Origin of the sequence: Citrobacter sp. RHBSTW-00599 (genome assembly GCF_013784065.1) — a bacterium.
Taxonomy (GTDB): Bacteria; Pseudomonadota; Gammaproteobacteria; order Enterobacterales; family Enterobacteriaceae; genus Citrobacter; species Citrobacter braakii.
In genome coordinates, this window is the sequence record NZ_CP056717.1 from 982,172 (window position 1) to 996,789 (window position 14,618).

Here is a 14,618-nt window from a genome sequence, read left to right on the forward strand (position 1 = left end):
TGAATGGATCAAAAGCCGGAACCGAGACGATTCCGGCTATTGTTTGAATTATCAGGCAGTAACGCGCTGCTGGCGACGCTTCATAACGCGCTCGCGTAAAGTGTCATAAGCCCAGTTATAGAACATGGTGTATGGCAGGAAGAACAGGAAGAAACCTATTTCTAGCGTGAATGCCTGGAGCAGGCTGACGTTCAGCACATACGCCACGATGCTCACCCCGATGACAATAAAACCGCTCTCGAAGCCTAAGGCGTGGAATGCCCGCACTTTAGCCGTACGTTTTACCAGGTGCGACGGCCACAGTCGGTCAAACAGGGCGTTATAAATGATATTCCAGATCATCGCCGTCGTGGCGAGAAGAATGGTCAGTCCGCCCATTTCCAGCACCGAGCGCTGCATCAACCATGCGGTGGTTGGTGCGAGGATCGCGGTGGCAATGCCCTCAAAGCAGACGGCATGAAAAATTCGCTCCAGTAACGAGCGGCGTTGGACTGTATCGTGTTGCATAATCTAAAACCTTCTTTGATGCCCGGATAACGGAATGGTGGCAATTTTATCGTTTTATGTGATATCTAAAAGATAGTATCCATCGATAAAGTAGATAGTTCATGCGTTACTCCCCTGAAGCGTTAACGGCATTTGTGGAGACCGTTTCCTGCGGCTCATTTTCTGCTGCGGCCCGGCGGCTGCGTAAAAGTCAGTCCACCATCAGCACGGCCATTGCGCATCTGGAAGCCGATCTCGGTTTTGCGCTGTTTGACCGCTCATCACGTCAGCCGACGCTAACCGAAGAAGGTAAGCGGGTGCTGGGCTATGTGCAGGCAATTTTGACGGCCAGCGAACGTCTTGATGAGGCAGCAATTTCGCTGTCGGGTGAAACGGAAGCGCGTCTGACCTTCGTTTTGTCTGACACGCTGCACCCGGATGTGCTGGAAGAATTGATGGTGCAGTTTGACCACAAGTTTCCCCATACCGAGTTTGAATGTCTGATTGGCGAAGATGAAGACGTTATCGATCTGCTGCAAAAAGGACGTGCTCAGGTTGGGTTGATCGAAGCGCGGGAGGATTACCCGACCGACATGGGCGTCACGCGTCTGCCGATGCAAACCTGGATGGGATTATACGTTGCGGCATCACATCCACTGGCGACTCAAGAAAAAATGCAGTGGGAACAGCTGCATACCTGGCGAGAGCTGCGGCTGAATACCTATCTGGAAAGCGGCACCAACGTGGCGCGCGGCCCCGTCTGGTCGGCGCCTAACTATTTGTTGCTGCTGAGTATGGCGGTGCAGGGATTCGGCTGGTGCGCGCTCCCTTGTGCGCTGGTGGAGGAGTTTGCGGCAGAAAAACCGCTGGTCCAATTGATGCTGCCCGGCTGGCCAAAGGCTATCTCTATCGATCTGCTGTGGAATAAGAAATCACCGCCTGGCGTGGCGGGAAGTTGGCTGCGCGACCATTTACAGCAGAGTGGCGTTCAGATGACCAATAAATGATACGAATTTCCTTTGTGATAAAAATCACCGTTTTTAAACAACCTTAATAACTCTTTTTAACAATCATCTACTATTGCGGTGTTATTTTGCGCTGAGGTGGTGATGAAAGAGGTTGTGATAGTCGGGGCGTTACGGACACCGATCGGCTGCTTCCAGGGGACGCTGGCGCGCCACTCTGCCGTTGAATTAGGTAGCATGGTAGTCAGGGCGTTACTGGAGCGCACGGGCGTGGACGTTCACGCTGTGGATGAAGTGATCCTCGGACAGGTGCTTACCGCAGGTGCCGGGCAAAATCCGGCGCGTCAGTCCGCCATCAATGGTGGGCTACCCAATACCGTCTCCGCCATCACCATTAACGATGTCTGCGGCTCGGGTCTGAAAGCGCTGCATCTGGCGACCCAGGCTATCCAGTGCGGCGAAGCCGACATTGTCATTGCGGGCGGACAAGAGAATATGAGCCGTGCGCCGCATGTCCTTACTGATAGCCGTACCGGCGCACAGTTGGGCAACAGTCAACTGGTCGACAGCCTGGTGCATGACGGCCTGTGGGACGCTTTCAACGATTACCATATGGGCGTTACCGCGGAAAATCTGGCGCGGGAATATGGCATCAGCCGTGAACTGCAGGATGCCTACGCACTGCATTCGCAGCACAAGGCGCGGATGGCAATTGACGCCGGGCGCTTTAAAGATGAAATCGTGCCGGTGGTAACGCAGCGTAATGGGCAATCGTTCGTGGTGGATACCGACGAACAGCCGCGCACCGATGCCAGCGCAGAAGGGCTGGCGCGCCTGGATCCGACCTTCGACAGGCTCGGTTCAGTAACCGCGGGCAACGCGTCATCCATCAACGATGGCGCCGCTGCGGTGATGATGATGAGCGAGGCTAAGGCCCAGGAGCTGAATTTGCCGGTGCTGGCCCGCATCCGCGCCTTTGCCAGCGTCGGGGTCGATCCCGCGCTCATGGGAATTGCGCCGGTGTACGCGACGCGCCGTTGCCTTGAGCGTGTGGGCTGGCAACTGGCTGATGTTGATCTTATCGAGGCCAACGAAGCCTTTGCCGCACAGGCATTGTCCGTTGGAAAAATGCTGGAGTGGGATGAACGGCGAGTGAATGTGAACGGCGGAGCCATTGCGCTTGGTCATCCGATTGGCGCATCTGGCTGCCGTATTCTGGTTTCACTGGTGCATGAAATGGTGAAGCGTCGGGCGCACAAGGGCCTGGCAACGTTATGTATCGGCGGTGGTCAGGGCGTGGCGCTCGCTATCGAACGAGATTAACCACCCGTAGTTTTCTCTGCTTAAACGCCTTCCCCACTGTATTTCCCCCTGCATCTATAAAAAAGCCCTCCAACAGGAGGGCAAGGCCAGTTACAGAAACATACACTCTAAACTCTGCTAACGTATCAAAACGGTGTTTCATTTCATGTGATTAACAGCGCACTTTGTTAGAAAAGGTGTGTGAACGGCATGTGAGGCTGGCTGTATTTTCAATGTCTTATCCCTACCCCTCATGAACTACTCTTGTTTATTTTTATCTATCTAATTGTTTTAAATAATTTTATTGAAACCATTCCCGCGATTTATATGCGCTAGCGTGATCGCAATTACACTTTTGATAATAAGACGCAGAAAAAGTGAAACGTTGTTTTATTTGTAATTGAAAACCCATTCCGGGAGGGATATCATGAGTGCATAAGATAAAACGGAACAGCGTTTTGCTATTCGTTTAAGCATTCACGGTCAATTTATCACTGGAGGTAAATGTGGACGTAAGACAAAGCATCCATAGTGCGCATGCGAAAACCCTGGATACTCAGGAGCTGCGTAATGAGTTTTTGGTCGAAGAAGTGTTTGTCCCAGATGAATACACCATGGTCTACAGCCACATTGACCGCATCATTGTTGGCGGCATTATGCCAGTGGCCAAAACCGTCTCTGTGGGTGGCGAAGTCGGCAAACAGCTGGGCGTAACCTACTTCCTCGAGCGTCGTGAGCTGGGTGTGATTAACATCGGTGGCCCGGGCACGATTACCGTTGACGGCCAGTGCTATGAAATTGGTCATCGTGACGCGCTGTACGTCGGGAAAGGGGCCAAAGAAGTGGTATTCGCCAGCATCGATACGGCGAAACCGGCGAAGTTTTACTACAACTGCGCGCCGGCCCACATGACTTATCCAACCAAAAAAGTCACGCCAGCAGACGTTGCGCCAGTGACGCTGGGCGATGACCTCACCAGTAACCGTCGTACCATCAACAAATATTTTGTGCCGGATGTGCTGGAAACCTGCCAGTTGAGCATGGGTCTGACCGAACTGGCGCCGGGTAACCTGTGGAACACCATGCCGTGTCATACCCATGAACGTCGTATGGAAGTCTATTTCTATTTCAATATGGAAGAAGATACCTGCGTCTTCCACATGATGGGGCAGCCTCAGGAAACGCGTCATATTGTGATGCACAACGAGCAGGCGGTGATTTCGCCGAGCTGGTCAATTCACTCCGGCGTTGGCACAAAAGCTTATACGTTCATTTGGGGCATGGTCGGCGAAAACCAGGTCTTTGATGATATGGACCATGTAGCGGTCAAAGATCTGCGCTAGTTGCGGGCGATAGCCGTGCCTGCTGCGGCGGGCATTATAAAAAATTAAGGATTTACAATGATTTTGAATGCATTCTCTCTTGAAGGTAAGGTCGCCGTTGTGACCGGTTGTGACACTGGCCTGGGTCAGGGTATGGCGTTGGGTTTGGCTGAAGCGGGCTGCGATATCGTGGGGATCAACATCGTTGAACCGACGGAAACTATCGAACGCGTGACCGCGCTGGGGCGCCGTTTTTTAAGTCTGACCGCCGACCTGCGTCAAATTGACGGCATTCCGGCGCTGCTGGAGCGCGCAGTGGCAGAATTCGGTCATATCGATATTCTGGTCAACAACGCAGGTCTTATCCGTCGTGACGATGCGATCGACTTCAGCGAAAAAGACTGGGACGACGTGATGAACCTGAACATTAAGAGCGTGTTCTTTATGTCTCAGGCCGCGGCGAAGCACTTTATCGCTCAGGGTAACGGCGGCAAAATTATCAACATCGCTTCTATGCTTTCTTTCCAGGGCGGGATCCGCGTGCCGTCTTACACCGCGTCTAAAAGCGGCGTAATGGGCGTCACCCGCCTGATGGCGAACGAGTGGGCCAAACATAACATCAACGTCAACGCAATTGCGCCGGGTTACATGGCGACGAACAACACTCAACAGCTGCGCGCTGATGAGCAGCGTAGCGCAGAAATTCTCGATCGTATCCCGGCGGGTCGTTGGGGTCTGCCGAGTGACCTGATGGGGCCGATTGTGTTCCTGGCATCCAGCGCATCTGACTATATCAACGGCTATACCGTTGCGGTAGACGGCGGCTGGCTGGCGCGTTAATCTGCTTTCCAGAACTGACAAACCCTACCCTTTGGCAGGTTTTGTCGGTTAAACATAAGGTGAATGTAGCAATACACCGGAGGCGACATATTCATTCCCTCTGGAACAACATTATGCCGCCAGGCAGATTACGAACAGATAAAATTACGCAGGCAGAAAATCTTCGCGCATGGGCGTAAAGGTATCGAGTAGCGTTCCCGGTTTTAAACAGACGCAGCCATGCATAATGTTGGGCTGTTTATATAGGGTATCGCCTGCCCTAACGACATGCTTTTCTTCGCCGATGGTAAATTCAAACTCCCCAGACAAAACGTAAGTCAGCTGCTCATGCGGATGATTGTGCATCGGACCAATCGTGCCTTGCTCGAAGTTCACCTCAACCGCCATCATTTTACCGTCGTGAGCAAGAATGCGTCGGGTAACGCCATTGCCCAGATCTTCAAGGGTGGTCTCTTTATGAAAAATAAACATTCGGCCTTCCTGTAATTAAAACAATGTTTCATTAAACCTATATCAGAAAATTAAAAAAAGAAATGCACGCCAACAGATGTGGAAAGTTGATCACATCTTTGGTTCACTGGAGAGATAACAACAAATCAGGGGAAATGATGAAAACGATCGGTCTGTTAGGCGGTATGAGCTGGGAATCCACCATTCCTTATTATCGACTCATTAATGAAGGGGTAAAACAGCGTCTGGGTGGCCTGCACTCGGCACAGATTCTGTTGCACAGCGTAGATTTTCACGAGATCGAAGCCTGTCAGTCTGGCGGTGACTGGCAGCGGGCTGGGGAGATCCTCGCGCAGGCCGCCGCAGGGCTTCAGCAAGCCGGAGCGGAAGGGATTGTGCTGTGTACCAACACCATGCACAAAGTTGCTGAGGCGATTGAAACCGCCTGTGACGTGCCGTTCCTGCATATTGCCGATGCGACGGGTCGGGCCATACAAAAACAGCAGATGAGCAACGTGGCGCTACTGGGTACGCGCTACACCATGGAGCAGGATTTTTACCGCGGACGTCTACAGACTGAATTTGGTATTAGCACGCTTATTCCTGAGGCTGATGACCGTCAGAAAATAAACCAGATTATTTTCGACGAGCTGTGCCTCGGTGAGTTCAGCAACGCCTCCCGCGACTACTACCTGAGCGTAATTGATCAGTTGGCTAAACAGGGCGCTCAAGGGGTTATCTTTGGCTGTACCGAGATTGGTCTGCTGGTTCCAGCCGAGCTAAGTCCATTACCGGTTTTCGACACCGCGGCAATCCATGCGCAAGATGCGGTGGCGTTTATGCTTTCGTCTGTGGATACAAAATAGCCTCCAGCGGATCGATAAGTCTCGGGAGATGGGCTTGCAGATGCGCCGTAAAAGCATCGACCAGCGCCGAGGCAGGGCGATGAAGTGGGTGGATCAGGCTGACCGTAAAGGGTACCGAAATACTGAAGCGGCGGATAACCACTCCGCTGCTGGCATAATCCAGCGCGGTCAGTGGGTTTACCACCGAGATCCCCACGCCCGCCCGCACCATTGCACAAATTGAAGCGGCGCTGTGGGTTTCAATCACCATGCGGCGCTTCACCTGATGTTCGTTAAACAGGGTGTCCAGTAGCTGACGGTAACTGTCGGTCCGCGACAGGCTGATATAGTTCTCTCCCTGAAAATCCTGCGGCGTTAATACCGCTTTCTCGGTCAGCGGATGCCCCTGCGGCAGTACACACACTTCATCCAGCGCCAGCAATTCGGTGCGTTTCGTTCCGGCTGGCGTATGCAGCGTTTCCGTTAACCCCAGATCGTGGCGCTGCGCCGACAGCCACTCTTCCAACAGTGGTGACTCCTGCGGCACGATCTGAATGTTGACCTGCGGATAGCGCGCAAGAAATGGCTGCAGCAGCGGCGGTAAAAAGGACTGCGAAAATACCGGCAGGCAAACAATCGACAATTCACCTTGACGAAATTCGCGCAGGCTTTCGGCGGCGCTCACAATTCTGTCCAGGCCGTACCACGAACGTTGTACCTCTTCAAACAGACGTAAGCCTTGCACGGTTGGATGCAGTCGGCCACGCGTGCGTTCAAACAGCGTTAATCCCAGGACTTTTTCGAATCGGGCCAGTTCCCGACTGACGGTGGGCTGCGAGGTATGTAGCATGCGCGCGGCCTCCGTCAGATTGCCTGCGGTCATGATGGCGTGAAAAATTTCAATGTGGCGCAGGTTAACCGCGGGCATAGGCAATCCTCGAATGAGCTAATCCATATCATTTTTGCATAGACTCACGATAAAACGATATTTTTTATTCTTTTTGGGCTGTGGCGTAATCATAAAAAAGCCAATACCGGAGCACACCATGCCACGCCCACTCAACAACACAGACACTGACCTGACCGCCGACAACCTGTTGCGCCTGCCTGCCGAATTCGGCTGCCCGGTGTGGGTCTATGATGCGCAGATTATTCGCGCGCAGATTGCCAAACTGAGTCAGTTTGACGTGGTGCGTTTTGCCCAGAAGGCATGTTCGAATATTCATATTTTGCGCCTGATGCGCGAGCAGGGCGTGAAGGTCGATTCCGTCTCGCTTGGCGAAATTGAACGCGCGCTGGCGGCAGGTTTTGTACCGGGCAAAGATGAGATTGTCTTTACCGCCGATATGATTGATGAAGCGACGCTCGCTCGGGTGCATGAATTGAGCATTCCGGTAAATGCCGGGTCGGTCGATATGCTGGAACAACTGGGCCAGCTCTCGCCGGGCCATCGCGTGTGGCTCCGCGTAAACCCTGGCTTTGGGCATGGACACAGTCAGAAAACCAATACCGGGGGTGAGAATAGCAAGCACGGTATCTGGTACAGCGATCTTCCGGCGGCGCTGGAGGTAATTCAGCGCTATAAGCTGAAATTGGTGGGTATTCATATGCATATCGGCTCTGGCGTGGACTACGCGCATCTGGAGCAGGTGTGCGGCGCGATGGTGCGTCAGGTGGTGGAATTTGGTCAGGATCTGGAGGCGATCTCCGCAGGCGGCGGTTTATCAATCCCGTATCGCGAAGGTGAAGAGGCGATCGACACCGATCACTATTTTGGATTGTGGAACGCCGCGCGCGATAGTATTGCGCGTCATCTGGGTCATGCCGTCAAACTGGAGATCGAACCAGGGCGTTTCCTGGTCGCGGAAGCTGGTGTGTTAGTGGCGCAGGTGCGCAGCGTAAAAGAGATGGGCAGTCGTCACTTTGTGCTGATCGATGCGGGCTTCAACGATCTGATGCGCCCGGCCATGTACGGTAGCTATCACCATATCTCCGCGCTGGCGGGAGATGGTCGTTCTCTGCAACAAACTCCTCAACGGGAAACAGTGGTGGCCGGACCGCTGTGCGAATCAGGCGACGTGTTTACCCAGCAGGAAGGCGGAAATGTGGAAACCCGTCTGTTGCCTGCGGTGGTGCCGGGTGATTATCTGGTTTTGCATGATACCGGGGCGTACGGAGCGTCAATGTCGTCAAACTACAATAGCCGCCCGCTGCTGCCGGAGGTCTTGTTTGATAACGGCGTGGCGCGACTGATTCGTCGTCGCCAGACCATTGATGAGCTGTTAGCGCTGGAATTAATCTGAGTAAAGCTGGCCGGATAAGGTGCTTGCGTCGCCATCCGGCTCTTTTTCATATTACTTAAAGTACGGTCCGAGCGTTACTGAGTCACGTAATACCAGTTTGCCGGTAAACGGAGGGATCGGCTCCACGCTCTCACCGTTGGCCAGACGGATAGCCTGGTCGATTGCCGTGGTTATCATGGTATCAATCGGCAGATAAACGGTAGATAACCCCGGTTCCAGCCATTTGGCGCTGGGCGCATCATCAAAACCAAACAGCGAGACGTCCGTCGGGATCCTCAGTCCGGCCTGATGTAACGCTTTTGATGCGCCTAATGCCATGTCATCGTTACAGGCGAACAGGGCGCTGAATCTCACACCTTCCTCCAGCAGTTCTCGACAGGCTTCATAGCCTCGCGTCATCGTGGAGTCGCCGTATTTAACCTTATCAGGATCCCAGGGAATACCGTTTTTTTCCAGAGCCTTACGATACCCCATCAGGCGGGATTTACCGGTAGGCGTATGGCCTGGCACGGTGATGCAAGCAATATCGCTGTGCCCCTGCGAGATCAGATAATTGACCGCCTGATACGCCGCGTCTTCCTGCTCAAAGAAAATCGCGCGATCGCGGGCCTGACTGACATCACGGTTGATGACCAGCAAAGGCATCGCAATGCTGTTCATCAGCGACATAATCGCCGTTTCACTCATATAGCGGGTATAGAGAATAATGGCGTCGCACTGCCTGTCGGCCAGCATTTGCACGGCTTCCTGCTCACGCTCCGGCGTGTCGTGACCATCGGTGACGATCAACTGCTTGCCGTGAGACTCCGTCTGGCGCGAGGCCTGTTGCAGCAGGCGGCCAAAGTAGAATCCATCAAATGTGGAAACCACCAGGCCAATGCTGTTGCTGGTGCGATTCGCCAAAGAGCGCGCTAAAAAGTTGGGCCGATAATCGAGTGCCTGCATGGCCTTGAACACTTTCTGGCGTGTGCTCTCTTTTACCTGACCCGTTCCATTTAGTACGCGCGAAACGGTCGCTTTTGAGACGCCTGCGTGTCGTGAAACGTCCAACATCGTAGTCATGACGCAATCCTGGTTAATCGTTTGACGATGAGTTCCCCGGCTCTGTCAGCGCCGAAACGGAATGGCGACGCACCAGAGTTGGGTTAAAGACGTGGGTAATTTCAGGTGCGGGTCGCTTCTCCGCCAGCGCGAGCGCCAGTTCGGCGGCCTGGGTTGCCATCGTCACGATGGGATAGCGTACCGTGGTCAGACGTGGGCGCACATAGCGGGAAATCAGCACATCATCAAAGCCAATCAGCGAGATTTCTCCCGGCACATCAATGCCGTTATCATTCAATACGCCCATGGCGCCAGCCGCCATTGAGTCGTTGTAGCAGGCTACCGCAGTGAAGTTTTTGCCACGACCAAGTAACTCGGTCATGGCCTGTTCACCGCCGCTTTCATCCGGTTCGCCGAACGTCACCAGTCGATCGCTTACCGGTATATTGCTCTCCGCCAGCGCGTCGTAATAGCCTTGCAGACGATCTTCCGCATCAGAAATACTGTGATTGGAACACAGGTAGCCAATGCGCGTATGGCCCTGCTGAATAAGGTGTCGGGTAGCGAGCCATGCGCCGAAACGGTCATCGAGGGCAACGCAGCGTTGTTCGAATCCCGGCAGAATTCGGTTAATCAATACCATGCCGGGGATTTGCTTCATTAATGAAGCCAAATCCGCATCCGGGATGATTTTGGCATGGACAACAAGGGCCGCGCAGCGGTGGCGAATGAGCTGTTCAATCGCCTGACGTTCCTTCTGTTCATTATGGTAGCCGTTGCCAATCAGCAAAAAATTCCCGGTGTTATAGGCCACCTGCTCGACAGCTTTAACCATTGCCCCAAAGAATGGATCGGACACATCACCAACGACCAGACCGATGGTTTCAGTGGATTGTTGCGCCAGTGCACGCGCATTCGCATTGGGGTGGTAGCTGAGTGATTCCATTGCACTCGTTACGGCCAGACGCGATGCTTCGCTGGCTTTGGGGGAATCATTGATCACTCGAGAAACGGTGGCGACTGATACACCAGCTAGTCGGGCTACATCCTTTATGGTCGCCATGATAGTACCTGTTGTGGGTAAACGCTTACATTCCGTCAGTGTTACGGAAAATGGCTGGCTGTTCAAGCAGATTGCCCGTCAGGACCTCGCAAATGTGAGCGCGCGCGAGCGAAGTAAGACAGAAAATAGAAAATGCTAATTTTTGCTTACACTTTGCGATGTGCTGTTGCGATTGTTCGCTGGTGGGAGAACTGAGCTGATTGCTAAAGTTGGGATCCCAGAGGTATTGATAGGTGAAATCAACTTTCGGGTTGATCACTAGAATTACACCAGCCTGCGCAGATGCGCAGGTTTTTTTTTGCCTTCAGCCTATCTGTAACAGTAACCGATAATTTACACAACTCGTTGCATTTGGGTTCATTCCTTTGCGTTTTCGTACTGGCGTATCTGGCTGCTGACGACCACAATCAAGATCCCAGAGGTATTGATTGGTGAGATTATTCGGTACGCACTTCGTACCTGTCTCTTGCACCGACCTGCGCGGATGCGCAGGTTTTTTTTCGGACTGTATTTACCTGTTTACCTGTCGCGCCCATTCCCCAACTCGTATACTCTCCCACCATTAATGTTTCTATAATTAATGGCACAGGGAGTTGAGATGCTATTTGGCTTTTTTCGTAATCTGTTTCGCGTGCTTTTCCGCGTTCGCGTCACGGGCAATGTCAGCGCGCTACAGGGAGAACGCGTTCTAATCACTCCCAACCATGTCTCATTTATAGACGGCATCCTACTGGCGCTATTTTTACCGATTCGTCCCGTCTTCGCCGTTTACACCTCGATCAGCCAGCAATGGTATATGCGCTGGCTAACCCCGCTGATTGACTTTGTGCCGTTAGACCCAACCAAACCGATGTCGATTAAGCATCTGGTCCGTCTGGTCGAGCAGGGCCGTCCGGTGGTGATTTTTCCCGAAGGACGCATTTCGACCACCGGTTCGTTGATGAAAATATATGACGGTGCCGGGTTTGTCGCCGCGAAGTCGGGAGCGACGGTCGTTCCTGTCCGCATTGAGGGAGCAGAGCTTTCCCACTTCAGCCGCCTGAAAGGTCTGGTTAAACAGCGATTCTTCCCGCGTATCCAACTGCACATTCTACCGCCGACTCAAATGCCAATGCCGGAAGCCCCGCGAGCTCGCGATCGCCGCAAAATCGCCGGTGAAATGCTGCATCAAATTATGATGGAAGCACGCATGGCTGTACGCCCGCGTGAAACGCTATACGAGTCGCTGCTGGCGGCAAAATACCGTTTTGGCGCGGGCAAAAACTGCATTGAAGATGTTAACTTTACGCCGGACAGCTACCGCAAACTGCTGACTAAGACGCTCTTTGTGGCCCGTATTCTGGAAAAATACAGCGCCGAAGGTGAAAAAATCGGCCTGATGCTGCCAAATGCGGGGATCAGCGCGGCGGTCATTTTTGGAGCCATTGCGCGTCGACGCATTCCGGCCATGATGAACTACACGGCGGGCGTGAAAGGGTTAACCAGCGCCATTACAGCGTCTGAAATCAAAACGATCTTCACTTCCCGACAGTTTCTCGATAAAGGCAAACTCTGGCATCTACCGGAACAGCTCACCCAGGTGCGCTGGGTTTATCTGGAAGATTTAAAAGCCGATGTGACGTTGAGCGATAAGCTGTGGATTTTCTCACATCTGCTGGCACCGCATCTGGCGCAGGTGAAACAGCAGCCGGAAGAGGCTGCGGTGATCCTCTTTACGTCTGGTTCGGAAGGCCATCCGAAAGGCGTGGTCCACAGCCACAAGAGTATTCTGGCGAACGTTGAGCAGATTAAAACAATTGCCGATTTCACCGCCGATGACCGCTTTATGTCGGCACTGCCGCTGTTCCACTCCTTTGGCCTGACGGTGGGATTATTCACGCCGCTACTGACCGGTGCGGAAGTGTTTCTTTATCCCAGCCCGCTTCATTACCGCATTGTGCCGGAGCTGGTATACGACCGGAACTGCACCGTGTTGTTTGGTACTTCAACGTTCCTCGGTAACTATGCGCGTTTCGCGCATCCGTACGATTTCCACCGCCTGCGCTATGTGGTGGCAGGCGCAGAAAAACTGCAAGACAGCACAAAGCAGCTATGGCAGGAGAAATTTGGCCTGCGCGTCCTTGAAGGCTATGGCGTGACGGAATGTGCGCCGGTTGTGTCGATCAATGTGCCGATGGCGGCAAAATCAGGAACGGTAGGGCGCATCTTGCCTGGCATGGATGCCCGACTGCTGGCTGTTCCGGGTATTGAGGACGGTGGGCGTTTACAACTGAAAGGCCCGAATATTATGAGCGGCTATTTGCGCGTCGAAAAACCTGGCGTGCTGGAAGTGCCGACGGCAGAAAATGCGCAGGGTGAGATTGAGCGCGGCTGGTATGACACCGGAGACATCGTCCGCTTTGATGAAAACGGCTTTGTACAGATCCAGGGGCGCGCCAAGCGTTTTGCTAAAATTGCCGGAGAGATGGTCTCGCTGGAAATGGTTGAGCAACTGGCATTGGCGGTATCTGCAGACAAAATGCACGCCACGGCGATCAAGAGCGATGCCAGCAAAGGTGAGGCGCTGGTGCTGTTCACTACCGACAGCGAACTCACGCGTGAAAAACTACAGCAGTATGCGCGAGCGCATGGCGTGCCTGAACTTGCCGTGCCGCGTGATATTCGCCACCTGAAGCAACTCCCATTGCTCGGCAGCGGTAAGCCGGATTTTGTTACGCTGAAAAGCTGGGTCGATGAGCCGGAAAAACAACATGATTGAGTCAGCGCACACTAACACTTCAATCTGGTCCAAAGGGATGATGTCTGTCATCGCCGCGCAGTTTCTGTCGGCGTTTGGCGATAACGCACTGCTGTTCGCCACGCTGGCGCTGCTGAAGGAACAATTTTATCCGGACTGGAGCCAGCCAATCCTGCAAATGGTGTTTGTGGGCGCTTACATCCTGTTTGCGCCATTTGTTGGACAGGTGGCGGATAGCTTTGCCAAAGGCAGAGTGATGATGTTCGCGAACGCCCTGAAACTGCTGGGCGCGGCGAGTATTTGCTTCGGCATTAATCCGTTTCTCGGGTATACGCTGGTGGGGATTGGCGCGGCCGCGTATTCACCGGCCAAGTATGGCATTCTCGGTGAACTGACCACCGGTGACAAACTGGTGAAAGCCAACGGTCTGATGGAAGCCTCCACCATCGCCGCGATTTTGCTCGGTTCTGTCGCCGGCGGCGTTCTGGCCGACTGGCATGTGATTGCCGCGCTTTCTGCCTGTGCGCTGGCCTATGCTGGCGCCGTGGTGGCTAACCTGTACATCCCGAAACTGGCCGCGGCTCGTCCTGGCCAATCCTGGCATCTGGGGAAAATGACGCGCAGTTTCTTCTGCGCCGCCTCTTCGCTGTGGCGCAACGGTGAAACACGTTTTTCGTTGGTCGGAACCAGCCTTTTTTGGGGCGCGGGCGTCACGCTGCGTTTTCTGCTGGTGCTGTGGGTTCCGGTGGCGCTCGGCATCACCGATAACGCTACGCCGACCTACCTCAATGCCATGGTAGCGATTGGGATTGTCGTAGGCGCGGGGGCGGCAGCGAAGCTGGTGACGCTGGAAACCGTGTCGCGCTGTATGCCAGCGGGGATCCTGATTGGCGTCGTGGTGCTGATTTTCTCACTTCAGCATGCGCTGCTTCCGGCTTACGCGTTGCTGATGCTTATCGGCGTGTCAGGTGGCTTCTTTGTGGTACCGCTGAATGCGTTGCTGCAGGAGCGAGGCAAGAAAAGCGTCGGTGCGGGTAATGCGATCGCGGTGCAAAACCTGGGCGAAAACAGCGCGATGCTGCTGATGCTTGGGATTTACTCACTGGCAGTGCTGGTGGGGATCCCGGCGGTAGCGATTGGTATTGGATTCGGCGCGCTGTTTGCGCTGGCGATTGCGGCGCTGTGGATTTGGCAGCGCCGCCAGCCTGGTACGAGATGAGTGAACAATGAATGTACCGGATGGCAGCGTCGCCTTATCAGGCCT

At 53.8% G+C, this 14,618-nt stretch carries 13 protein-coding genes; 8 read left to right on the forward strand and 5 right to left on the reverse strand.

Features of this window, described 5'->3' with window-relative positions; translation table 11 throughout:
* Positions 1 to 51 precede the first annotated feature (51 nt).
* Positions 52 to 507, reverse strand: coding sequence for a multidrug/biocide efflux PACE transporter (locus tag HV243_RS04710; RefSeq protein WP_016154290.1), 456 nt, complete (start codon positions 505 to 507; stop codon positions 52 to 54).
* A 101-nt stretch (positions 508 to 608) separates the two neighbouring features.
* On the opposite strand from HV243_RS04710, the gene HV243_RS04715 reads away from it, so the two are divergent.
* The 4 genes from HV243_RS04715 to kduD all read left to right on the forward strand — a co-directional run bounded on the left by HV243_RS04715 (position 609) and on the right by kduD (position 4,915).
* A complete protein-coding gene (locus tag HV243_RS04715; RefSeq protein ID WP_047357807.1) occupies positions 609 to 1,493 on the forward strand; it encodes a LysR family transcriptional regulator in 885 nt (294 codons plus the stop codon).
* 102 nt (positions 1,494 to 1,595) lie between these two features.
* Complete coding sequence (locus HV243_RS04720) at positions 1,596 to 2,774, forward strand: acetyl-CoA C-acetyltransferase (protein WP_006686936.1); 1,179 nt, start codon at positions 1,596 to 1,598, stop codon at positions 2,772 to 2,774.
* Between the two features lie 485 nt (positions 2,775 to 3,259).
* Entirely contained in the window at positions 3,260 to 4,096 is an 837-nt protein-coding gene (gene kduI, locus HV243_RS04725) for a 5-dehydro-4-deoxy-D-glucuronate isomerase (protein ID WP_053389723.1), read from the forward strand.
* Positions 4,097 to 4,153: 57 nt separating this feature from the next.
* On the forward strand, positions 4,154 to 4,915 hold the full coding sequence (kduD, locus tag HV243_RS04730) for a 2-dehydro-3-deoxy-D-gluconate 5-dehydrogenase KduD (RefSeq protein WP_016154286.1): 762 nt from the start codon (positions 4,154 to 4,156) through the stop codon (positions 4,913 to 4,915).
* Between the two features lie 144 nt (positions 4,916 to 5,059).
* Here kduD and HV243_RS04735 read toward each other — a convergent pair whose 3' ends face one another.
* A complete protein-coding gene (locus tag HV243_RS04735; RefSeq protein ID WP_053389722.1) occupies positions 5,060 to 5,386 on the reverse strand; it encodes a cupin domain-containing protein in 327 nt (108 codons plus the stop codon).
* 137 nt (positions 5,387 to 5,523) lie between these two features.
* Here HV243_RS04735 and HV243_RS04740 point away from each other — a divergent pair, with 137 nt between their 5' ends.
* Positions 5,524 to 6,231, forward strand: a complete 708-nt coding sequence (locus HV243_RS04740) for an aspartate/glutamate racemase (RefSeq protein WP_016154284.1) — start codon at positions 5,524 to 5,526, stop codon at positions 6,229 to 6,231.
* On the opposite strand, the gene HV243_RS04745 is transcribed toward HV243_RS04740, so the two are convergent.
* Positions 6,203 to 7,138 carry a LysR family transcriptional regulator gene (locus tag HV243_RS04745; protein WP_016157385.1) on the reverse strand — a complete coding sequence of 312 codons (936 nt, stop codon included), beginning with the start codon at positions 7,136 to 7,138 and terminating at the stop codon, positions 6,203 to 6,205. The genes HV243_RS04740 and HV243_RS04745 overlap by 29 nt on opposite strands.
* A 118-nt stretch (positions 7,139 to 7,256) precedes the next feature.
* On the opposite strand from HV243_RS04745, the gene lysA reads away from it, so the two are divergent.
* A complete protein-coding gene (gene lysA / locus HV243_RS04750) occupies positions 7,257 to 8,513 on the forward strand; it encodes a diaminopimelate decarboxylase (protein ID WP_016154282.1) in 1,257 nt (418 codons plus the stop codon).
* A 51-nt stretch (positions 8,514 to 8,564) separates the two neighbouring features.
* Here lysA and HV243_RS04755 read toward each other — a convergent pair whose 3' ends face one another.
* Positions 8,565 to 9,575, reverse strand: coding sequence for a LacI family DNA-binding transcriptional regulator (locus HV243_RS04755; protein WP_053389721.1), 1,011 nt, complete (start codon positions 9,573 to 9,575; stop codon positions 8,565 to 8,567).
* A gap of 13 nt (positions 9,576 to 9,588) precedes the next feature.
* A complete protein-coding gene (gene galR / locus HV243_RS04760; RefSeq protein ID WP_016157382.1) occupies positions 9,589 to 10,617 on the reverse strand; it encodes an HTH-type transcriptional regulator GalR in 1,029 nt (342 codons plus the stop codon).
* 598 nt (positions 10,618 to 11,215) lie between these two features.
* Between galR and aas the strand changes: the two genes are divergently transcribed.
* Both aas and lplT read left to right on the forward strand, forming a co-directional pair.
* Positions 11,216 to 13,375, forward strand: a complete 2,160-nt coding sequence (gene aas, locus HV243_RS04765) for a bifunctional acyl-ACP--phospholipid O-acyltransferase/long-chain-fatty-acid--ACP ligase (RefSeq protein WP_016154280.1) — start codon at positions 11,216 to 11,218, stop codon at positions 13,373 to 13,375.
* Complete coding sequence (gene lplT, locus HV243_RS04770; RefSeq protein WP_016154279.1) at positions 13,368 to 14,573, forward strand: lysophospholipid transporter LplT; 1,206 nt, start codon at positions 13,368 to 13,370, stop codon at positions 14,571 to 14,573. The genes aas and lplT overlap by 8 nt, the downstream gene beginning before the upstream one ends.
* Positions 14,574 to 14,618: the final 45 nt, after the last annotated feature.

What these genes read in the sequence shown, in the direction of transcription:
- HV243_RS04710 (WP_016154290.1), bottom strand. Translation starts at nt 507, where the DNA reads ATGCAACACGATACAGTCCAACGCCGCTCGTTACTGGAGCGAATTTTT.
- HV243_RS04715 (WP_047357807.1), top strand. Translation starts at nt 609, where the DNA reads ATGCGTTACTCCCCTGAAGCGTTAACGGCATTTGTGGAGACCGTTTCC.
- HV243_RS04720 (WP_006686936.1), top strand. Translation starts at nt 1,596, where the DNA reads ATGAAAGAGGTTGTGATAGTCGGGGCGTTACGGACACCGATCGGCTGC.
- kduD (WP_016154286.1), top strand. Translation starts at nt 4,154, where the DNA reads ATGATTTTGAATGCATTCTCTCTTGAAGGTAAGGTCGCCGTTGTGACC.
- HV243_RS04735 (WP_053389722.1), bottom strand. Translation starts at nt 5,386, where the DNA reads ATGTTTATTTTTCATAAAGAGACCACCCTTGAAGATCTGGGCAATGGC.
- HV243_RS04740 (WP_016154284.1), top strand. Translation starts at nt 5,524, where the DNA reads ATGAAAACGATCGGTCTGTTAGGCGGTATGAGCTGGGAATCCACCATT.
- HV243_RS04745 (WP_016157385.1), bottom strand. Translation starts at nt 7,138, where the DNA reads ATGCCCGCGGTTAACCTGCGCCACATTGAAATTTTTCACGCCATCATG.
- lysA (WP_016154282.1), top strand. Translation starts at nt 7,257, where the DNA reads ATGCCACGCCCACTCAACAACACAGACACTGACCTGACCGCCGACAAC.
- HV243_RS04755 (WP_053389721.1), bottom strand. Translation starts at nt 9,575, where the DNA reads ATGACTACGATGTTGGACGTTTCACGACACGCAGGCGTCTCAAAAGCG.
- galR (WP_016157382.1), bottom strand. Translation starts at nt 10,617, where the DNA reads ATGGCGACCATAAAGGATGTAGCCCGACTAGCTGGTGTATCAGTCGCC.
- aas (WP_016154280.1), top strand. Translation starts at nt 11,216, where the DNA reads ATGCTATTTGGCTTTTTTCGTAATCTGTTTCGCGTGCTTTTCCGCGTT.
- lplT (WP_016154279.1), top strand. Translation starts at nt 13,368, where the DNA reads ATGATTGAGTCAGCGCACACTAACACTTCAATCTGGTCCAAAGGGATG.